Annotated in this window: 17 protein-coding genes and 1 pseudogene; 8 read left to right on the forward strand and 10 right to left on the reverse strand. The window is 70.7% G+C overall.

Annotated elements, in window-relative coordinates; translation table 11 throughout:
• Positions 1–259: 259 nt before the first annotated feature.
• Positions 260–925 carry a snapalysin gene (snpA, locus tag AC07FT_RS12625; protein WP_471193812.1) on the reverse strand — a complete coding sequence of 222 codons (666 nt, stop codon included), beginning with the start codon at positions 923–925 and terminating at the stop codon, positions 260–262.
• Between the two features lie 287 nt (positions 926–1,212).
• Between snpA and AC07FT_RS12630 the strand changes: the two genes are divergently transcribed.
• Entirely contained in the window at positions 1,213–2,280 is a 1,068-nt protein-coding gene (locus tag AC07FT_RS12630) for a LysR family transcriptional regulator (RefSeq protein WP_471193810.1), read from the forward strand.
• A gap of 223 nt (positions 2,281–2,503) precedes the next feature.
• Here AC07FT_RS12630 and AC07FT_RS12635 read toward each other — a convergent pair whose 3' ends face one another.
• Entirely contained in the window at positions 2,504–3,712 is a 1,209-nt protein-coding gene (locus tag AC07FT_RS12635) for a serine hydrolase domain-containing protein (RefSeq protein ID WP_479176263.1), read from the reverse strand.
• Positions 3,713–3,886: 174 nt separating this feature from the next.
• On the opposite strand from AC07FT_RS12635, the gene AC07FT_RS12640 reads away from it, so the two are divergent.
• Both AC07FT_RS12640 and AC07FT_RS12645 read left to right on the forward strand, forming a co-directional pair.
• A complete protein-coding gene (locus AC07FT_RS12640; RefSeq protein ID WP_479176264.1) occupies positions 3,887–4,393 on the forward strand; it encodes a pyridoxamine 5'-phosphate oxidase family protein in 507 nt (168 codons plus the stop codon).
• Positions 4,394–4,447: 54 nt separating this feature from the next.
• Positions 4,448–4,819 carry an ATP-grasp domain-containing protein gene (locus AC07FT_RS12645; protein WP_479176265.1) on the forward strand — a complete coding sequence of 124 codons (372 nt, stop codon included), beginning with the start codon at positions 4,448–4,450 and terminating at the stop codon, positions 4,817–4,819.
• 99 nt (positions 4,820–4,918) lie between these two features.
• On the opposite strand, the gene sodN is transcribed toward AC07FT_RS12645, so the two are convergent.
• On the reverse strand, positions 4,919–5,314 hold the full coding sequence (gene sodN / locus AC07FT_RS12650) for a superoxide dismutase, Ni (RefSeq protein ID WP_176180689.1): 396 nt from the start codon (positions 5,312–5,314) through the stop codon (positions 4,919–4,921).
• Between the two features lie 159 nt (positions 5,315–5,473).
• Here sodN and sodX point away from each other — a divergent pair, with 159 nt between their 5' ends.
• Positions 5,474–5,971: a nickel-type superoxide dismutase maturation protease gene (gene sodX, locus AC07FT_RS12655; protein ID WP_479176266.1), complete on the forward strand. Its 498-nt coding sequence runs from the start codon at positions 5,474–5,476 to the stop codon at positions 5,969–5,971.
• Between the two features lie 44 nt (positions 5,972–6,015).
• Here sodX and AC07FT_RS12660 read toward each other — a convergent pair.
• Positions 6,016–6,504: pseudogene (locus AC07FT_RS12660) on the reverse strand (CGNR zinc finger domain-containing protein); the annotation flags it as partial.
• A 94-nt stretch (positions 6,505–6,598) separates the two neighbouring features.
• Here AC07FT_RS12660 and AC07FT_RS12665 point away from each other — a divergent pair.
• Positions 6,599–7,375 carry a class I SAM-dependent methyltransferase gene (locus AC07FT_RS12665; RefSeq protein WP_479176267.1) on the forward strand — a complete coding sequence of 259 codons (777 nt, stop codon included), beginning with the start codon at positions 6,599–6,601 and terminating at the stop codon, positions 7,373–7,375.
• Positions 7,376–7,502: 127 nt separating this feature from the next.
• Here AC07FT_RS12665 and AC07FT_RS12670 read toward each other — a convergent pair whose 3' ends face one another.
• The 3 genes from AC07FT_RS12670 to AC07FT_RS12680 are packed head-to-tail and all read right to left on the reverse strand — an operon-like array spanning position 7,503 to position 10,201.
• Positions 7,503–8,264 (reverse strand): amino acid ABC transporter ATP-binding protein, encoded by a 762-nt coding sequence (locus AC07FT_RS12670; RefSeq protein ID WP_471193800.1) that lies wholly within the window; start codon positions 8,262–8,264, stop codon positions 7,503–7,505.
• Positions 8,261–9,199, reverse strand: coding sequence for an amino acid ABC transporter permease (locus AC07FT_RS12675; RefSeq protein ID WP_471193798.1), 939 nt, complete (start codon positions 9,197–9,199; stop codon positions 8,261–8,263). The genes AC07FT_RS12670 and AC07FT_RS12675 overlap by 4 nt, the downstream gene beginning before the upstream one ends.
• Before the next feature lie 45 nt (positions 9,200–9,244).
• Positions 9,245–10,201 (reverse strand): ABC transporter substrate-binding protein, encoded by a 957-nt coding sequence (locus AC07FT_RS12680; RefSeq protein WP_479176268.1) that lies wholly within the window; start codon positions 10,199–10,201, stop codon positions 9,245–9,247.
• Between the two features lie 513 nt (positions 10,202–10,714).
• Between AC07FT_RS12680 and AC07FT_RS12685 the strand changes: the two genes are divergently transcribed.
• Both AC07FT_RS12685 and AC07FT_RS12690 read left to right on the forward strand, forming a co-directional pair.
• Positions 10,715–11,941 (forward strand): NAD(P)-dependent malic enzyme, encoded by a 1,227-nt coding sequence (locus tag AC07FT_RS12685; protein ID WP_431774876.1) that lies wholly within the window; start codon positions 10,715–10,717, stop codon positions 11,939–11,941.
• Between the two features lie 185 nt (positions 11,942–12,126).
• Positions 12,127–13,089 (forward strand): zinc-binding dehydrogenase, encoded by a 963-nt coding sequence (locus AC07FT_RS12690; protein ID WP_479176269.1) that lies wholly within the window; start codon positions 12,127–12,129, stop codon positions 13,087–13,089.
• A 46-nt stretch (positions 13,090–13,135) separates the two neighbouring features.
• Here AC07FT_RS12690 and AC07FT_RS12695 read toward each other — a convergent pair whose 3' ends face one another.
• The 3 genes from AC07FT_RS12695 to AC07FT_RS12705 all read right to left on the reverse strand — a co-directional run bounded on the left by AC07FT_RS12695 (position 13,136) and on the right by AC07FT_RS12705 (position 15,966).
• A complete protein-coding gene (locus tag AC07FT_RS12695; RefSeq protein ID WP_479176270.1) occupies positions 13,136–13,897 on the reverse strand; it encodes an antibiotic biosynthesis monooxygenase in 762 nt (253 codons plus the stop codon).
• Between the two features lie 126 nt (positions 13,898–14,023).
• Positions 14,024–15,112 carry a PadR family transcriptional regulator gene (locus tag AC07FT_RS12700; RefSeq protein ID WP_479176271.1) on the reverse strand — a complete coding sequence of 363 codons (1,089 nt, stop codon included), beginning with the start codon at positions 15,110–15,112 and terminating at the stop codon, positions 14,024–14,026.
• Positions 15,112–15,966: a DUF4097 family beta strand repeat-containing protein gene (locus AC07FT_RS12705; RefSeq protein ID WP_479176272.1), complete on the reverse strand. Its 855-nt coding sequence runs from the start codon at positions 15,964–15,966 to the stop codon at positions 15,112–15,114. The genes AC07FT_RS12700 and AC07FT_RS12705 overlap by 1 nt, the downstream gene beginning before the upstream one ends.
• Positions 15,967–16,358: 392 nt before the next feature.
• On the opposite strand from AC07FT_RS12705, the gene AC07FT_RS12710 reads away from it, so the two are divergent.
• Positions 16,359–19,196: an AMP-binding protein gene (locus AC07FT_RS12710; protein ID WP_479176273.1), complete on the forward strand. Its 2,838-nt coding sequence runs from the start codon at positions 16,359–16,361 to the stop codon at positions 19,194–19,196.
• Positions 19,197–19,221: the final 25 nt, after the last annotated feature.

Consider the following 19,221-nt stretch of genomic DNA (forward strand, 5'->3'; position numbering starts at 1 on the left):
TCTACACGGTACCTCCGACCGGGGACGGCGTCTCCCGTCCGGAGCGGACCGGTCCGGAGCGGTGCGGACCGGTGTGGACGGTGCGGCGCGTACCGGCCGGAACCGCCGACCGCCCGTACCCGGCATCGGGTGACCGGGTACGGGCGGTGGGGCCCTGATCCATGGGCCCTGAACCATGGAGCGAGGGATCAGCGGGGCCGGACGGGCCGGCCGGGCCCGGTGGGCTCACCCACCGGGCCGGCCGGCCCCCGGTACCGGTTCAGCGGTTCCCGGCGAGCTTCTTGTCCAGCTTGGCGAGGCCGTTCGCCCACAGCTCGTTGACCTTGGCGGTCTCGTTCTGGTCGGGCTGCGAGTTGGTGCAGGAGGTGCCGGGGCCGCCACCGGACATCAGCTCGCTGCACGGGCCCTCGTAGTGGTCCGGCAGACCGAGCACATGGCCGGTCTCGTGGGCGGTCACGCGGGTCGAGTCGTACTCCTGGTTCTGTGCGTAGTCCAGGAAGATGTAGCCCTTGCCGTGGCCGTCGGTGCTCGCGTACGAGCCACGCGCGTCGTCGCCCTCGCGGTAGGTGAAGTCGGCGCTGCCGCCTTCCTGGAGGGTCACGTTGCTCACCGAGGAGTTCCAGATCTCGGTGCTGCGGGCTATCTGGTCCTTGAACGTGGGGGCCGCGCTGGCGTCGTAGGTCACGGTGACGGCCGCCGACGCGTCGTGCGCCTTCTCCTTCTTGGCCAGCGCCGACTTCACCACGGCCTTGAGGAACGCGGTGGTGTCGGCCCGCTCCTCACCGCTCGCGGTGTACGCGGCGACCGCGCCGGTCCGCTGGGTCTGGCTGTGGTCGGTGGTGGCCGCGGACGCGGGCAGGGCGGTCAGGGTGGCCGCCAGGCCGATTCCGAGGGTCGCGGTCAGCGCCAACTTGGGCAGGGTCATGTGGGGGGCTCCTCATCGTCCTCGGGCCGACGGCCGCCGAGTGTGGGGAGGCGACCGGGCCGTGGGATGAACTCTTGGTGCCGGAGAGTCTTGAGGAGAATTGGCCTGTCGAAGAGATATCAAAGGGTGATAGCACCAGCGCATCACCTTGCCCCGACCGGCCCCCGCTGAGGGCCGATTGCCCCCTGGTTGATCGTCGTTTGACTACCAATTGGTCAAACATGAGGCAAATTTGGTGGGGATTCAGAGTCTGGTGTGACCACCGTGGGCGCCGTTATGCTCCCGTTATGGAGCTCGAGGTGAGGCACCTTCGTGCACTATGCGCCATTGCCGACACCGGCAGCCTACGCAAGGCCGCGCGTCAACTGGGCATGACCCAGCCCTCGTTGACGACACAGCTCCGGCGGATCGAGAACACCATCGGCGGCCGGCTGTTCTCGCGGGAGGTCACCGGCAGCCGGCCGACCCCGCTGGGGCGGTCCCTGCTGTGCCGCGCCCGGCCGATCGTCGCCGAGATGAGCGCGCTGCTCACCGAGGTCCGGCTGGAGGCCGGACAGGCCGCGGGGGCCCGGCTGCGCATCGGCAGCACCGGGAGCCGGGCCGTGGTCGGCTGGCTGCGCAGGCTCCGCACCCGCTACCCGGACACGGACACCACGATCCACATCGATGTGTCCGCCAACGCGCTGTTGCAGATGGTCGCGGCCAACCAGCTGGACGTGGCCTTCGTCCACGAGGTCGAGGGCGCCCCGCTGCACGTTCCCGAAGGCGTCCGGCGCCGTGTGCTGGTGGAGCGCGAACCGCAGTTCGTCGCGCTCTCCGACACCCATCCGGCCGCCGCCCGGCAGACGGTGCACCTGGCCGATCTCGCCACCGACCAGTGGATGGTCGACCCCAGCGTGGACGGCGAGGGGCCGGGGCTGCGGCGGGTGCTGGCCGCGGCCGGGGTGAGCCCCCGGGTCGTCTACGGCGACTACCTCACCGCCGCCGATCTGGTGGCCTCCGGCGAAGTGGTCACCCCCTGCCAGCCCACCGCCCGCTCCCGCCAGGGCGTCGCCGTCCGCCCGCTGTGCGGGGACCCGCTGACCGTCCGGCTCTTCCTCGCCTCGCGGGCGACGGTACCGCCCCGCGCCGGGCACCCCGGCGGCGCTCCGGCCGGCGGGCTCCTCGACGTCGACGCCCTCTTCGGCGACCTGGAGGACGCCTACTTCGAGATCGCCTGTGCCAGTGACGCCTACCGCCAGTGGCTGGTGCGCAACGAGAGCCCCCTGCTGCGCTTCCAGGAGGCCCGGCTGGCCGACGCGCTCGCCGATCCGCTGCTCGGAGTGGGGCTCGCGGGCCCGGCCGACGCCTCGTAGCGCATATCCGCGCCTCCTGGTGTCGCGCCGGCCGAGGTCCGCCCCGCTCGCCGCCCCGGCACGGCCGCCCCCGGCCACCGCCGAGAGGTGCCCCCGCCAGGCCGGTCCGGCGCCTTGCGGGCTGACCGCACCAGGACGTCCCGCCACCAGGACGTCCCGTCACCGGGCGGACCTCGGCTGGTGTGGCACGGGGGCACGGGTGCCGCACCGGGGCACCGGCCGCTCAGTCGTCGATCGCCTGGTAGACCAGCGTCCAGAAGTCCAGGTAGAGGGGCGAGTACCGGGGGAACTGCGCGCGTTGCGTCATCAGGACCGCGACCAGGTCCTCCGCCGGATCCGAGGCCCATGAGGTGCCGAGCCCGCCGTCCCAGCCGAACCGGCCGGGCACCGCCGAGATCCCGTCCCGTCCGGTCACCACCTGGACGCCGAAGCCCCAGCCGCGGTGGTCCCAGGAGCCGGGCGCCGCGGTGGAGGCGGCCTTCTGGGCGGGGGTGAGCTGATCGGTCGTCATCGCCTCGACCGCCGGACGGGACAGCAGCCGCTCACCGGCGCCGTACCGCCCCCGGGCGAGCAGCATCCGGCCGAAGGCGAGGTAGTCGTCGGCCGTGGAGACCAGGCCCGCGCCCCCATCGGGGAACACCGGCGGGCGGCTCCACCGGCCGTCCCCGGGCGCGTCGTACAGCGTGGGCTCCCCGGTGGTGGGATCGGGCAGATAGGACGCGGCGAACCGGTCCCGCGCACCGGGCGGTACATGGAAGCCGGTGTCCTTCATCCCCAGCGGTTCGAAGATCCGCTCCCGCAGGAAGTCCTCCAGCGGGCGTCCCGCGGCCCGGGCGATCAGCACCCCCAGCACCTGGGACCCGGTGTGGTACAGCCAGGCCGTGCCGGGCTGGCGCATCAGCGGCAGGGTGCCGAACCGCCGCAGCCATTCGTCGGGACCGTGCGGGGTCGCGGGCTTCGGCGGCCCCATGGCGAGCCCCAGCTCCTCGGCGGCGGCCAGCGCGGGATGGCCGCCGGGCGGCCCCGGCGCCAGCCCGAACCCCATCCGGAACGTCAGCAGATCGCGCAAGGTCAGCGGGCGTTCGGCCGGAACGGTCTCCTCCAGCGGCCCGTCCTCACGGATCAGCACCCTGCGGTCGGCCAGTTCGGGCAGCAGCGGGTCGACCGGGTCGTCCAGCCGCAGCACACACTCCTCCACCAGGATCATCGTGGCCGCCGCGATCACCGGTTTGGTCATCGAGGAGATGCGGAAGACGGTGTCCCGGCGCATCGGCGCCCCGCCGAACGCCTGCGCCCCGATCACCTCGGCCCGTGTCTCACCCCGTCGGCTGACCAGCGTGACCAGGCCCGGCGCCTCGCCCTCGGCGACATGGCGGGCCAGGACGTCCCGCATGCGGTCCAGCCGGGCGGTGGACCATCCTCCGGCACCCATCGCGTGTCCCTCTCCTTCCGGTACGGGGTGTACGGGGTGGTGCTGACGGCTCCCTCCACAGCCGCGGCGCCGGGCGATGAGTTCCGGTCCGCCGCGCGGTCCCCCATAGGGGGAGCGACGGAACACCGACCGGACCGGCCTGCCGCCACGGCAACCAACGAGGAGAGCGAGCACATGACGGAGAACGAGCCGCGGACCGCCCTGGACACCCGCTTCAGCAGTCCCGAAGCCATCGCCACCCCCTGGTCCGAGGGGCGCGAGGCGCTGGCCGCCGCCGAGCTGTACTGGCTGTCCACGGTCCGCCGGGACGGCCGCCCCCATGTCACCCCGCTGCTCGCGGTCTGGCGCGACGGCGCCCTGCACTTCTGCACCGGCCCCGGTGAACAGAAGGCCGCGAACCTCGCGCACAACCCCCGGTGCACCTTCACCACCGGCGCCAACACCCTGCACGAGGGCCTGGACCTGGTCGTCGAGGGCGAGGCCGCGGCCGTCCACGACGACGCGGCGCTGCGCGGGGTGGCCGGGGCGTATGTGGCGAAGTACGGCGAGGAGTGGAGGTTCGAGGTGCGCGACGGCCTCTTCCACCACGAAGGCGGTCAGGCCCTGGTCTACTCGGTCGCCCCGGTCACGGCGTTCGGCTTCCGCAAGGGCGTCTACGGTCAGACGCGCTGGCGCTTCTGACCGGAGAACAGCCCCACCCGCGACCTGCTCGCGGCACCCGCCCGGCGGCGCGGTATGGACGTGGTGGAGCTCTCCGGCCCGGCCGCGCCGCCGAGCGACAAGAGCTTTCCCGCCGCCGTCCACACCGACGGCACCCGGCTGCCCACCGGACCGGACCTGTCGCCGCACATCCCGGTACAGATCAGCGAAGTGGTGACCTGGGCAGCGGAGTTCCGGCTGTTCCTGCTGGACGGAAGGGTGCGCCCCGGCTCGCAGTACGCCGTCTTCGGCCACCTCGACGCGGCCCCGCTGGACCGCCATCCGCGCCGGGGCGCCGTTCTCTACAGCGCCGTCGTCCTGGACGTCGTCCTCCGCGCGGCGGGCCTCCGCGACCGGCTGCCGGAGCGCGACGGGCCGTTCCGCCCCCGGCAGGCGGCCGGCTGCTGAGCGCGGCCACCCGGCGGAATCCGACCCGGACCGGAACGACCGCACCCGGGCCGCCAGGGGCGGTCCGGGTGCGGTCGGGCGATGCTGGTGAGGGGCGGGTCAGCCCTTCTTGGTCTCCCAGAAGATCTTGTCGATCTGGGCGATGTAGTCCAGCGCCTTCTGGCCTGTGGCCGGGTCGGTCGAACCCTTGGCGGCGCTCAGCGCCTTGAGGGTGTCGTTGACCAGCTGGTGCAGCTCCGGGTACTTCTCGAAGTGCGGGGGCTTGAAGTAGTCGCTCCACAGCACCGAGACATGGTGCTTGGCCAGCTCCGCGCGCTCCTCCTTGATGACGGTCGCGCGGGCGCGGAAGTGGGGGTCCTCATTGGCCTGGAACTTCTCCTGCACGGCCTTGACGGACTCCGCCTCGATACGGGCCTGGGCCGGGTCGTACACACCGCACGGCAGGTCGCAGTGGGCGCTGACCTGAACCTTGGATGCGAACAGGCGGGAGAGCATAGAGCTGTCCTTCCATTCGTGATCGTCTTCTCAGGTGCGACATTACTCCGTGCGGGAAGGCTTTTCTCGGGCGGGCCGGGGGGCTTAGGTCAAAAGTCCGGTGGCAGCCTGGGATGCCTGCGAAGGTGAGGGATGGCGTGACGAACCGGAGGTGCCGTGATGCGGGAGGAGCTGCACGATCGCGGGCAGGAGCGCGATCGCGACCAGCACGGTCGCTTGCGGATCGGGCTCGCCGAGGTCTACAACCCGTCGATGCAGCCGACGCTGTACCCCGGTGACCTCCTGGTGGTGCGGTACGGAGCGCCGGTGCGGCAGGGGGACGTGGTGATCCTGCGGCATCCGTTCCGCCAGGACCTGCTGATCGTCAAGCGTGCGGTGGAGCGGCGCGACGGCGGCTGGTGGGTGCGGGGCGACAACCCGTACGTGGAGAACGACAGCCGGGAGTTCGGTGTGGTGCCGGACGAGCTGGTGGTCGCGCGGGCGTGGATGCGGCTGCGGCCGCGGCCCGGGGCCGGGCCCGGGGGTCAGCGCTCCATCGCGGGGCTGGTGTCCTGGGCGGCCTCCGCGGTGCGGCCGGTGCGGTCGCGGTCCTCGCGGGGCGTCGGGCTCCGGTCGGCGGCGGCGCGCTCGGCGTCGAGGCGCTTGCGGGCGCGGTAGGCGGCCACGTTGGCGCGGGTGGCGCAGCGGTCGGAACAGTAGCGCCGGGATCGATTTGTCGATGTGTCGAGATAGGCGTTCCGGCAGGGTGGCGCCTCACAGATGCCCAGGCGGTCGGCGCCCAGTTCGGTGAGGTGGAAGGCGAGCCCCATCGAGGCCGTGGCGGCGAACCCGGCGCCCGCGTTGGCCGCGTAGTCCGCGATGTGCATATGCCAGTCGGGGCGGCCGTCCTCGTCGCGGGTCGCGTGCCCGGAGATCTGCGGGCTCACCGGGAACTCCATCAGCAGCGCGTTGAGCAGGTCCACGGCCCGGATCTCGTCCCCCTCGGCAGCCGCCTCGAACACCGCGCGCAGCCGCGCCCGCACCGACCTGAGTCGGGTGACATCGGCGTCGGTGGCGCGGCGGGCCGCCTGTTTGCTCTCGCCGAAGAGGGCGCGGACGGCATCCACCGAGGTGAGGGCGTCATTGCCGCGGACGGGCTCCTCACTGTTGACCAGACGCACCGCGAGATCCGAGTAATAAGCCAGTTCCACTTGTGGTCCTTACCGAGGGTGTTTTAGGGTCGGATGGTCGGTAATGGTCGCCCTGAAAAACAGGGTATTACGGACCGGGAGAGGGCGTGGCACGATGACGGACACCGCCTCCGTAGCGGACTGGCAGGCGTGGCAGCGGAGCTGGGACCGCCAGCAGGAGTGGTACCTCCCCGATCGTGAGGAGCGGTTCCGGGCGATGCTCGACGCGGTCGAGGCGCTCGTCGGACCGGAGCCCAGGATCCTCGACCTCGCGTGCGGCACCGGCAGTATCTCGGACCGGGCGCTGCGCCGGTTCCCGAAGGCCGTCAGCACCGGTGTGGACCTGGACCCGGCGCTGCTGACCATCGCCCGGGGCCATTTCACCGCCGAGAGCCGCGTCACGTTCGTCAGCGCCGATCTGCGCGACCCGGAGTGGACAGGGCGGCTGCCGCACCGCTCGTACGACGCCGTGCTCACCGCCACCGCGCTGCACTGGCTGCGCTCGGAGGAACTCACGGTGCTCTACGGCCGGCTCGCGGGGGTGCTGCGGGACGGCGGGGTGTTCCTCAACGCCGACCACATGCCGGACCCGGCCACGCCCCGGATCAACGCCGCGGACCACGCGTTCCACAAGGCGCGCCGGGCGCGCGCCAGGGAGGCCGGTACCCAGGACTGGGTGGACTGGTGGCGGACCGCGGCGGAGGACACCGCGCTCGCCGGGCCGGTCGCCGAGCGCTTCAGGATCTTCGGCAACCCGGCCGACGGGGACCACGCCGACGGTGAGGTCCAGTCCGCCGGCTGGCACGCCCGGACGCTGCGCGCCGCGGGGTTCGCGGAGGCGCGCCCGGTGTGGTGCTCGGTCTCGGACGCGATGGTGCTCGGGCTGAAGTAGCCGCCGGCGGCCGCGGACGCAGCAGGGCGGTACGGCCTGTCAACGGCCGTACCGCCCTGCTGTCTGTCGTCGCACTGTCGCGGCCGGAGAGCCCTCGGTCGGAGGAGCCCGGGCCGGCGGAGTCCGGTCAGAGGACCTTCGAGAGGAACGACTTGGTCCGCTCGTGCTGCGGGTTGGTCAGCACATCGCGCGGGTTGCCGGACTCCACGACGACCCCGTCGTCCATGAAGACGACCGAGTCGCCGACCTCACGGGCGAAGCCCATCTCATGGGTGACGACGATCATCGTCATACCGTCCTCCGCGAGCCCGCGCATGACGTCGAGGACATCGCCGACCAGCTCCGGGTCGAGCGCCGAGGTGGGCTCGTCGAAGAGCATCAGCTTGGGCTCCATCGCCAGCGCGCGGGCGATGGCCACGCGCTGCTGCTGACCGCCGGAGAGCTGGGAGGGGTAGTTGCCCGCCTTGTCGGCCAGGCCCACCCGGTCCAGCAGCTTCAGCGCGCGCTCCCGCGCGACCGCCTTGGTCTCCTTCTTGACCTGCACCGGCGCCTCGATGACGTTCTCCAGCGCGGTCATATGCGGGAAGAGGTTGAAGCGCTGGAACACCATGCCGATGTCCCGCCGCTTCTCGGCGACCTCGCGGTCCCTGAGCTCGTAGAGCTTGTCGCCCTTCTGCCGGTAGCCGACCAGCTCGCCGTCGACGTACAGCCGCCCGGAGTTGATCTTCTCCAGGTGGTTGATGCAGCGCAGGAAGGTGGACTTCCCGGAGCCGGACGGGCCGATGAGGCAGAACACCTCGCGCGGGGCGACCTCGAGGTCGATCCCCTTGAGGACCTGGACCGCGCCGAAGGACTTGTGGACGCCCTCGGCCTTCACCATGGGGGTCATGCGCTCGCGCCTCCCTGGCGGTTGGAGCCTGACAGAAGGTTGACCCGGATCTTCTGGAGCGGGGTCATCGGGAGGGAGCGGCTGGAACCACGGGCGTAGTAGCGCTCCAGGTAGTACTGGCCGACGCTGAGCACCGAGGTGAGGATCAGGTACCAGGCGGCGGCGAGGAAGAGCATCTCGGCGGTGGCGCCGGTGCTCTGTCCGACGTTGGTGGTGGCCTGCAACAGATCCCAGTACTGCACGGCGATCACCAGTGAGGTGGTCTTGAGCATGTTGATGAACTCGTTGCCCGTCGGAGGCACGATCACCCGCATGGCCTGCGGCAGGACCACCCGGCGCAGCGTCTTGGCGTGGCTCATGCCCAGCGCCTGGGACGCCTCGGTCTGACCCTCGTCGACCGCCTGGAGACCGGCCCGGCAGATCTCGGCCATGTACGCGGCCTCGTTCAGACCGAGACCCAGCAGGGCGGCCAGGAACGGGGTCATGAAGTCCGACCACTCGTCCTTATAGATCGGACCGAGGTTGATGTAGGTGAACACCAGGCCGAGATTGAACCAGACCAGCAGCTGGACGTAGACCGGGGTCCCGCGGAAGAACCAGATGTAGCCCCATGCGATCGAGGACGTCACCGGGTTCTTCGACAGCCGCATCACCGCGAGGATGATGCCCAGGACCACGCCGAGCGCCATCGACAGGATGGTGATCCAGACGGTGTTGCGGACACCCCGCAGCACCTCGCTGTCGAAGAAGTAGTCCGGGATCGCATTCCAGTTCACGTCGCCGCGGGCGAAGGCGAGGACGAGCGTCACCAGCAGGGCGATGGCGATGACCGCGGAGACCCAGCGGCCGTAGTGCCGTACCGGGACGGCCTTGATGTTCTCCGGGGCGGGAGGCGGGGAGTCGACCGGGCCCGCCTTGTCGATCTTAGTTGTCACGAATTGTGCCTTTCAGCGCGAGCGCGCGAGGAAGGAGGGGCCGGGTCACTTGCCGCCGTTGACGACGGCCTTGGTGACGGCGCCGTCCTTGACGCCCCACTTCGCGATGATCTTGTCGTACTCGCCGGTGGCGATGATGAAGGCGAAGGCCTGCTTGAGGGCGTCGCGCAGCTCGGTGTTGTCCTTGTTGACGGCGATGCCGTACGGCGCGGCTTCCACCTGCTCACCGGTGATCTCGAAGTCATTGCCGCCGCCCGAGGTCTTCACGGCGTAGGCGGCCACGGGGAAGTCGCTGGCCGCGGCGTCGGCGCCGCCGCCGCGCAGCCGGGTCTGGGCCTCGGTGTCGTTGGCGAACGCCTCGATCTTGATCTTGCCCTTGTCGTCCTTCTCGCACTTCTTGGACTGGGCCTTGCCGAGGTCGTGCGAGACGGTGCCGCGCTGGACGACGATCTTCTTCCCGCACAGGTCGTCCCAGGTCTCGATCCCCTGGGTCTTGCCCTTCTTGGTGTAGATCGAGACACCCGCGGTGAAGTAGTCGACGAAGTCGACGCCCTTGCCCGCCTTCTTGCCGGTGTCCGGGTCGATGCCCTCCTGGCGGCCCTTGTTGTCGGTCATGGCCGACATGGCGATGTCGTAGCGCTTGGAGCGCAGACCGGCCAGCAGGGCGTCGAAGGTGGAGTTGTTGAACTTGAACTCCACCCCGAGGGCCTTGCCGAGGGCGGCGGCGATGTCCGGGTCGATGCCCATCACCTGACCGCCCTTCTTGAACTCGACCGGCGGGTAGTTGATGTCCGAGCCGACCTCGATCACGCGAGAGTTCTGGATGTCCTTGGGCAGCGTGCTGAAGAGAGGAGCCTTGCTCGCGTTGCCGGAGCCGCTCTGGGCCTTGTTCGTCTGGTCGCCACAGCCCGTCAGGAGCAGGGCGCCCACGACCGCTACCGCGCCGGCTGTGGCCATCCGGGACTTCAAGGTGGCTCGACGGCGCGTGAAGCTGGCGGTCATGCTGGTTCCTCCCGCAGGGTGAGGGGTGTCCGAGTTGTCGGGAACACGCTTTTGAGTGTCGCGACCTCGTGTGATTGGGGCATCTTGCCATCTGGACCGGCTCGATCGGGCGGCTATCCATGTCAAAATCGGATAACGGGCGATCCCCGTGGTGCGTGGATGGAACGCCGGGCCGGACAGCGATGGCCGGGGGAGTAGGACGGACTCATGATCACGCGGCGCCTGTGGAGCGACGGTGACATGTACATGCATGTCCGATTCGATCGCTTTCGATGGTATCGCGGTCTTTCTGAATGGCACCGTGACAGAAGTCGCTCGTCTCTTGGAGCGCGCATCCGGTAGAACAGATCGTTACACCCCTCACCCGGGGCTCGGGGCGTGTGTGCGACACGCCCGGCGTCCGTATTTCCCCCCAGGGCACGGCTATCTGCTCCATGGAGGCCCGGACGCGGTGCCCGCCCGCTCCCAACACGGGGCGGCTACCCTCGACAGAAAACGACAAAGGGGTCAAAAGTGGCAGCGGAGATTGCCCATCCTCGCAGCGACAGCAGCAACGGCGAAGGAGCCGAAGACGTGACCGACGGAGAGCCGTTCGATCCGGCCTTCGCACTCCACCGCGGCGGCAAGATGGCCGTCCAGGCGACCGTGCCCGTGCGCGACCGGGACGATCTGTCCCTCGCGTACACACCGGGCGTCGCCAAGGTGTGCAGTGCGATCGCCGAGCAGCCGGAGCTCGTCCACGACTACACCTGGAAGTCCCAGGTGGTCGCCGTGGTGACGGACGGCAGCGCGGTGCTCGGACTCGGGGACATCGGTCCGGAGGCGTCCTTGCCGGTGATGGAGGGGAAGGCGATCCTCTTCAAGCAGTTCGGCGGAGTCGACGCGGTGCCGATCGCCCTCGACTGCCGGGAGGTCGACGAGATCGTCGAGACCGTGGCCCGGCTCGCGCCCTCCTTCGGCGGAGTCAACCTGGAAGACATCTCGGCGCCCCGCTGCTTCGAGATCGAGCGCAAGCTCCAGGAGCGCGTCGACATCCCGATCTTCCACGACGACCAGCACGGCACGGCCGTCGTCACCCTCGCGGCGCTGCGCAACGCGGCCAAGCTGACCGACCGCTCCCTCGGGCAGCTGCGCGCGGTGATCTCCGGGGCGGGTGCCGCCGGAGTGGCGATCGCCCGGATCCTGGTGGAGGCGGGCATCGGCGATGTGGCGGTCTGTGACCGCAAGGGCATCGTCTCCCCGGACCGCGAGGACCTCACCGACGTCAAGCGTGAGCTGGCCTCCTTCACCAACAAGGGCGGGCTGACCGGCTCCCTGGAGACGGCCATGGCCGGAGCGGACGTCTTCATCGGCGTCAGCGGCGGCACGGTGGCGCCGGAGGCGGTGGCCACCATGGCCGAGGGTGCCTTCATCTTCGCGATGGCCAACCCCACCCCGGAGATCCACCCGGAGGTCGCGCACCGGCACGCGGCGGTGGTCGCCACCGGCCGCAGCGACTTCCCGAACCAGATCAACAACGTGCTCGCCTTCCCCGGCATCTTCGCCGGGGCACTCCAGGTCCGGGCCTCCCGGATCACCGAGGGCATGAAGCTCGCCGCCGCCGAGGCACTGGCCGCCGTGGTGGCCGACGAGCTGAGCGCGGACAAGGTCATCCCCTCGCCCTTCGACGAGCGGGTCGCCCCGGCCGTGACCGCGGCCGTCGCGGCGGCCGCGCGCGCCGAGGGCGTGGCGCGCCGCTGACCGAGGACGCGAGGCGCCATCGGCCACCGGGACGGGCCGGGCCGCTCCCCCACCCGGGGGAGCTGCCCGGCCCGTCCGTTCGGTGCCCCGGGCGGATCGTTCGGTGTCCCGGGCGGACGGGCGCGGTGCGTGTCACACCCCGGTGTGGTTCCGCCGCCTCCCCACCGCGCCCTATGGTCAGGATCATGTTCGCTGCCTACGCCGCACGTATCGACCGTGACCAGCCGCTGAGCGGACTTGAACTGGGCGAGCGCCCCGAGCCGGAGGTACGGCCGGGCTGGAGCACCGTCCGCGTCAAGGCCGCCTCCCTCAACCACCACGACCTGTGGTCGCTGCGCGGTGTCGGACTCGGTGAGGAGTCGCTTCCGATGATCCTCGGCTGTGACGCGGCAGGGATCGACGAGGACGGCAACGAGGTCGTCCTGCACTCGGTCATCGGCCAGAGCGGCCACGGCGTCGGCCCGCGTGAACCCCGCTCCATCCTCACCGAGCGCTACCAGGGCACCTTCGCGGAGCAGGTCACCGTGCCCACCTGGAACCTGCTGCCCAAGCCGAAGGAGCTGTCCTTCGAGGAGGCGGCCTGTCTGCCGACGGCCTGGCTGACCGCGTACCGCATGCTCTTCACCAATGCCGGGGTGCGCCCCGGCGACAGCGTGCTGGTGCAGGGCGCGGGCGGCGGGGTGGCCACCGCCGCGATCGTGCTGGGCGCCGCCGCGGGTCTGCGGGTCTTCGCCACCAGCCGGGACGAGGCCAAGCGCAAGCGCGCCGTCGAACTGGGCGCCGAGGCGGCGTTCGAGCCGGGGGAGCGGCTGCCGCAGCGCGTGGACGCGGTGATGGAGACCGTGGGCGCCGCGACCTGGTCGCATTCGGTCAAGTCGCTCAAGCCCGGTGGCACCCTGGTCATCTCGGGCGCCACCAGCGGCCCCAACCCCAAGGCCGCGGAACTCAACCGGATCTTCTTCCTGGAGCTGAAGGTCGTCGGCTCCACCATGGGCAGCAAGGACGAGCTGGAGGACCTGCTCAGCTTCTGCGCGGCGCACGGGGTGCGGCCGGTGATCGACTCGGTGCTGCCGCTGGACCGGGCCCGCGAGGGGTTCGAGAAGATGGCGGGCGGCGACCTGTTCGGCAAGATCGTGCTGACGGTCTGAACCACGGGCCGCCGCGTCCGGCCACCTCTCACCACCGGCGGTGGGGCTACCGCCGCTCCACCGCCTCGGGGGTGAAGCCCCGGGCGAAGCGGTAGCGCGTGCTCCGGGCGCCCGCGAAGCCCGGGAGGGCGCGCAGCCGGTCCGCGGCGGCGGCGTCGCCGGGTCGTCCGCCGGTGTCGACGGCCGCCTCGTACGCCGCCTCGTCGGTCCACCGGGCCACGTTCAGCACCCGGGCGCGGTCGCTGCCCAGATGGGCCCGGCCGTCGACGTTCAGATGGAAGTCGGCCGAGATCAGACCGGGGTGCGGCTGGGCGTGCAGGCCCTCGATGACGGTGTCGACCCAGGTGCGGCGCAGCGCCGGATCGGGTGCGTCGAAGTCGATGTCGAGGACGACGATGAACCCGGGGTCCGCCGCCGTCGCCCCGGCCGTCCCCTCGTCCGTCCCCGAGAAGCGCCGGTAGTGGCGGAACTCGCCGACACCGTTCCGCTGGATGTCCGGTACGGCGCGGTCGATGTCCGAGACCCGTTCCGTGCGGTGCTCCCGGACGAAGGCGTGGTACGCCTCCGCACCGGTCCACTGCGAGTAGTGCATCAGGGTGTCGCCGTCGGTGCCCGCGTACACGTTGTACGAGAGCAGATCGCGCGACGGCCACGGCCGGGCGTGCCAGACGGCGGCGATGGCGTCCACGGTGGCCCGCTGCCGCTCCGGTGTGCCCACGCTCCAGGTGCTGCACAGCGCGGTACCCGCGTCGGAGCGCGCGAGGTCGGGCAGTGGGCCGGTGGGGTGCGAAAGGTCAGGGCTGGCCATGATGGTCACCTCAGGGCTGGTGGGGAGGACGGGTGAGGGGCGGGATCACGATCCCTCGCGCGCCCGCCGCTCCCGATCCTCGAACTTCAACCACGGGTGAAGTCAAGGGCGTTCCATGGCTTCCGCCTACCCCTTCTCCCCGTTCCGCAGCAGCCCGGTGATCCGCGCGGCGGTGTCCGCCAGACGCCCCTGGGCGTCGGCCAGTTGGTCCGGGGTCACCCCGTGGTCCCGGGCGGTGTCGCGGACGTGGTCGCGGAACCGGTCGAGCAGCCGGTCCAGATCGCGGGCCGGGTCGCCGGAGGGGGTGAAGTCCCGGGCCCACGCGGGCCGCTCCACCCCGGCCGCGCCGGCCGTGGTGGGGTCCGTCGTGGAGCCGCTCGCCGCGGCACCGTCCGGCGCCGGGACATCCGTCCGCTCGACCGTGATCCCGTGGCCGCCGTCCTTACCGGTCGGCGTCCCCGGGTCCCGCCACGGCCGGTCCTGCCGGGAGATACGGCTCATCCCACGCGAGACCTCGGCCAGTCCCTCGCGCACCGCCCGCTGCCAGTCGCCCGTCCGGACGTGCTCCTGGGTCCGCTCCTGGACCCGCCGGGCCATCTGCTGGACCTCCTCGCGAGCGAACTCCTGGGCGTCCCTGGCCTGCTGACGGGCGCGCTGCGCGTCCTGCCGGGCCCGCTTGCTCTCCTCCTTCGCCCGGCGCGCCTGCTCCTTCCACTCCTCCTTGGCGCGCCGCATCTCCTCCTTCGCCTGCTGCCAGGTCTCCTTGTCACCCCAGGCGCCCTCCCAGGGGACGCCTCCGGCCCTGCCGCCGCCGGGCTCCCCGGAGGTGCGCGTCTGCCGGGCCGCCTCCCGCATCTCCCGCCGCAGATCGCTGGCCGAACCGCGGACGTCCTCCCGGATCTCCGCGGCCAGTTCGGCGACCGAGTCCCGGATCTCCAGCTCGAGTTCGGCCAGTTCACCGCTGCGGTCGGCCAGTTCGGCCCGGCCGGCGTCGGTGATGGAGTAGACCTTGCGTCCGCCCTCGCTGGTGTGGGTGACCAGCCCCTCGGCCTCCAGTTTGGCCAGCCGCGGGTAGACGGTCCCGGCGGAGGGCGCGTACAGCCCCTGGAACCGCTCCTCCAGCAGCCGGATGACCTCGTAGCCGTGTCGCGGCGCCTCGTCGAGCAGCTTGAGCAGATACAGACGCAGCCTGCCGTGGGCGAAAACGGGGGGCATCAGAGGACCTTTCCCTGGGATCCGTCGGTGTCGTCCTCGGACCGCGGACGGCGCAGCAGCGCGATGGCGCCCGAGACGGTGGTGGCCTTGAGACGGCCGCTGCCCGCGCCCAGCGTGCCGTTGATCCGCTTGGCGCCCCACTGCCCGGTGACCCGCAGGTCCTCGAAGGCGCAGGAGACGACGCCGCTGGCGGTGTTGGCGTCGACCTCGGCATCGGCCGGATGCGGCAGCCGGATCGCGATCTCGCCGGAGACGGTGTTGAGGCTGATGCGGGCGCTCTCGGACGTGGGGGCGAGGTCGAGCACCACGTTACCGCTGACCGTTTCGGCCCGTACGCCAGGCCCCGAGCCCTCGACGACGGTGAGGTCGCCGGAGACGGAGTGGAAGCGCAGCTCACCGGTGATCGCCTGGGTCTCGACCCGCCCGGAGACCGTGTCGGCCCGCACCGGGCCGGTCAGTCCGACGAGAGTGAAGTCACCGGAGACCCCGCGCAGTACGGTGCGGCCGCCGATCCCGGAGGCGACGGCACAGGCGCCGATGACGCCGATCGAGACATCGGTGGCGGTGGGCACGGTGAGGGTGAGATGGACGCTGCGGTTCCAGCCCTTGCGGTCGAGCCACTTCAGCAGGCCCTTCCACGGGAGGTCGTCATAGGCGACGGTCAGCGTGCCGCGCTGGAGGGTGACCGTCAGCGGCGGTCCGTCGAGGGCGGTCAGCTCCAGCCGGGCGGGGCCGCTGTCGGTCCCGACCACGTTGACCGTGCCGCCCACGACCCGGACGTCCAGGGCCGAGACGGGTCCGTCGAACGTGAGCTTCTCCGGCTCGCTGATCGACCACTCTGATCCTGCTGACATCCCCGGCCTCCCCTGTTGGCTGTGCGGCTGGCTGTGCGACTGGGCGTGCGCCTGGATGTGCGACATGAGCCGCGACGCAACATATCGTGTCTTCGCTAGACACGATATATCGCGGATCGTACGAGTCAAGCCCGCCCCCTCCCGCCCCGGGTGTCCGGTCGGATCGCGATCCGGCGGTCCGGCGGGAGGCGCCCTTTTCTGAAAACGGTTTCCGGTGTATGGCGAGACCGTCGTTTCCTTGTCAGATGAATCTCGGGATCCACGGAAAATCCTGATCCGGAGATTTCCGCTAGAGCCCCGCTAGAGCGACGGTGGAGAGCAATGGAGTGCGAATGTTCGAGACTGTTACCTTCGGTTCCCGGATTTCGATTAGGAAGAGGGCAGTGGGGGGAATGGCTGCACAACCATTGGAATACTCGGTACCGGCGGAATCAAAGGATCTGCGCTCGGTCGCCCAGATACTCCTGAGGGCGGCGTACGATCACCCCGAATCGGGGGTGCGCTATGTGTCCGGACGGGACTGGAGCGATTCAACGCACCAGTCGTATCCGGAACTTGTGGAATCCGCGCTGGGCCTCCTCGAGGGGCTGCGCGACCGCGGTCTGCGGCCGCGGGACACGGTGGCCCTGCTCCTGACCGACCAACGGGAGTTCCTGACCGCCTTCTGGGCCTGTCTGCTGGGCGGGTTCGTGCCCTGCCCGATGGCGCCCGTGCCCGGCGACCCGGCCCGCTGGGCCGCGCAACTCGGCCATGTCGACGAGTTGCTGGAGGGGCCGCTGCTGGTCACCAGTGCGGCGCTGGCGGCCGAACTGCCGGACGTCCCCGGGCTCGCGGTGGCCGTCGTGGACGAGCTGCGGGGCGGCTCCGTCGCGTCGGTCAACGCGCGTCAACTCCCCTTAGCCGGACGTCAATTGCCGCCCGGAGTGCATCTCGCCGAGCCCTCGGACCTGGCGCTGCTGGTGCTGACCTCCGGCTCCACCGGACACTCCAAAGCCGTGATGCTCACCCATGGGAATATCCTGGCGTCCATGGCCGGGAAGGCCGACAAGCAGCGGTTGTCCGAGATTGATATCACCTTCAACTGGATTTCGTACGACCATGTGGCGGCACTCCTCGAAGCGCATATGCTTCCGCTGTACGTCGGTGCCGGGCAATTGCATGCGGAACCGTCCGTCATTCTTGAGGAACCGCTGAGATTCCTCCGGATTATCTCGCGTCACAAGGTCACGATGACCTTCACGCCCAACTTTCTGCTGGGACCGCTTAACGCGTCCGCCGGTGCAGTAGGGGAGGAGGTGGCGGCCGGGGGCGAGGGTCTCGATCTCAGCCCACTGCGCCATATCGTGAGCGGTGGCGAGGCGAATGTGGTCGCCACCGGCGAGGCGTTCCTCGACCGGTACGCGCCCTACGGGCTGCGCCGGGGCGCGCTGTGGCCCGCCTTCGGGATGACCGAGACCTGCGCCGGATCCATCTACAACCGTGGCTTCCCGGCCGGGGACCGGGGCGAGGAGTTCGCCAACCTCGGCACCCCCGTCCTGGACCTGCGGATCCGGGTGGCCGACGACGACCACCGCGTACTGCCGCCCGGCGAGGTGGGCGAACTCCAGCTCAGCGGACCGATGATCACCAGCGGCTACTACCGCGACACGACCGCCACCGAGGAGGCGTTCACCCCCGACGGCTGGTTCCGCAGCGGCGACCTCGGGCGGATCGACGACGGCCGGCTGACCCTCGTCGGACGCAGCAAGGACAGCATCATCGTCAACGGCGTCAACTACTTCAGCCATGAGATGGAGGCGGCGCTGGAGCAGCTGGACGGGGTGGCGGGCGGCTACGCCGCGGCCTTCCCGACCCGGCGGCCCGGCAGCGACACCGAACAGCTGGTGATCGCCATCAGCCCCGAGCTCGCGGAGGACGACGAGGCCGGGCTGTACCGGCTGCTCACCGCGGTGCGCGCCACCGTGGTGATGCACTGGGGCTTCCGGCCCTCGCTGGTGCTGCCGCTGCCCAGGGAGGCGTTCCCCAAGACCAGTCTGGGCAAGACGCTGCGCCGGCGGATGCGGCAGCGGCTGGAGAGGGGCGGCTTCGACGACGTCATCGAGCGGGTGACGGAGCTGACCACCCGCAGGCTCGGCGGTCACACCCCGGCCGAGGGCCGGACCGAGCGGGTCCTGGCCGAGATCTTCGCGGAGATGTTCGACACCGGCCCGGACCGGATCAGCGCCACCGCCAGCTTCTTCGACCTCGGCGGCACCTCCCTGGACATACTCCGGCTGCGCCGCCAGGTCGCCCGGCGGCTGGGCGCGGACCTGCCGGTCATCACCGTGCTCACCGCGCCCACGGTGCGTCTGCTGGCGGCCCGGCTGACCGGCGGCGACACCCCCGGCGCGGGCGACTACGACCCTGTCGTACCGCTGCAGACCGGTGGTGAGAAGACTCCGCTGTTCTGTGTGCACCCCGGAGTCGGTGAGGTGCTGGTCTTCGTCAACCTCGCCAAGTACTTCGTCGGCGACCGGCCGTTCTACGCCCTGCGCGCCCGTGGCTTCAACGAGGGCGAGAAGCCCTTCGGGAGCTTCGAGGAGATGGTGGACACCTACGTCCGGGCCATCCGCGCCCGCCAGCCGCACGGCCCCTACGCCATCGCGGGCTACTCCTACGGCGGTGCCGTCGCGTTCGAGATGGCCAAGGTGCTGGAGGCGGAGGGCGAACGCGTCGACTTCATCGGCAGCTTCAACCTCCCGCCGCACATCAAGTACCGGATGGAGGAGCTGGACTTCATCGAGACCGCGGTGAACCTGGCCTTCTTCCTGGACCTGATCAACAAGAGGCAGTCGCTGGACCTCCCCGCCGAGCTGCGTCCGCTGCCGCGGGAGGAGCAGCTCACCCGGCTGCTGCGGATCGCCCCGCCCGACCGGCTGGCCGAACTCGATCTGGATCTGGAGCGGTTCACCGCCTGGGCGGAGCTGGCCCATGGCCTCACCGACCTGGGCCGCGGCTACCACCCCAGCGGAACCGTGCGCTCCATGTCGGTCTTCTACGCCATCCCGTTGCGCGGCACCAAGGAGGACTGGCTCAATGACGAACTGCGGCGCTGGGACGAGCACACCACCGGACCCAACCGGTACCTCGACGTGCCCGGTGAGCACTACACGCTGATGAGTCCGCAGCACGTCGCCGCCTTCCAGTCCGTCCTGCGCCGGGAGCTCGACCGCGCGCTGGGGGACGGCTAGTGCGCGCCCGACCACGCCACAACGG

Source organism: Streptomyces sp. NPDC045899 (assembly GCF_056431485.1).

Coding starts and splice junctions, on each gene's coding strand:
- AC07FT_RS12630 (WP_471193810.1), top strand. CDS start 1,213: ATGGAGCTCGAGGTGAGGCACCTTCGTGCACTATGCGCCATTGCCGAC.
- AC07FT_RS12635 (WP_479176263.1), bottom strand. CDS start 3,712: ATGGGTGCCGGAGGATGGTCCACCGCCCGGCTGGACCGCATGCGGGAC.
- AC07FT_RS12710 (WP_479176273.1), top strand. CDS start 16,359: ATGGCTGCACAACCATTGGAATACTCGGTACCGGCGGAATCAAAGGAT.
- AC07FT_RS12680 (WP_479176268.1), bottom strand. CDS start 10,201: ATGACCGCCAGCTTCACGCGCCGTCGAGCCACCTTGAAGTCCCGGATG.
- sodX (WP_479176266.1), top strand. CDS start 5,474: ATGCGGGAGGAGCTGCACGATCGCGGGCAGGAGCGCGATCGCGACCAG.
- AC07FT_RS12645 (WP_479176265.1), top strand. CDS start 4,448: ATGGACGTGGTGGAGCTCTCCGGCCCGGCCGCGCCGCCGAGCGACAAG.
- AC07FT_RS12705 (WP_479176272.1), bottom strand. CDS start 15,966: ATGTCAGCAGGATCAGAGTGGTCGATCAGCGAGCCGGAGAAGCTCACG.
- sodN (WP_176180689.1), bottom strand. CDS start 5,314: ATGCTCTCCCGCCTGTTCGCATCCAAGGTTCAGGTCAGCGCCCACTGC.
- AC07FT_RS12695 (WP_479176270.1), bottom strand. CDS start 13,897: ATGGCCAGCCCTGACCTTTCGCACCCCACCGGCCCACTGCCCGACCTC.
- snpA (WP_471193812.1), bottom strand. CDS start 925: ATGACCCTGCCCAAGTTGGCGCTGACCGCGACCCTCGGAATCGGCCTG.
- AC07FT_RS12640 (WP_479176264.1), top strand. CDS start 3,887: ATGACGGAGAACGAGCCGCGGACCGCCCTGGACACCCGCTTCAGCAGT.
- AC07FT_RS12690 (WP_479176269.1), top strand. CDS start 12,127: ATGTTCGCTGCCTACGCCGCACGTATCGACCGTGACCAGCCGCTGAGC.
- AC07FT_RS12700 (WP_479176271.1), bottom strand. CDS start 15,112: ATGCCCCCCGTTTTCGCCCACGGCAGGCTGCGTCTGTATCTGCTCAAG.
- AC07FT_RS12670 (WP_471193800.1), bottom strand. CDS start 8,264: ATGACCCCCATGGTGAAGGCCGAGGGCGTCCACAAGTCCTTCGGCGCG.
- AC07FT_RS12665 (WP_479176267.1), top strand. CDS start 6,599: ATGACGGACACCGCCTCCGTAGCGGACTGGCAGGCGTGGCAGCGGAGC.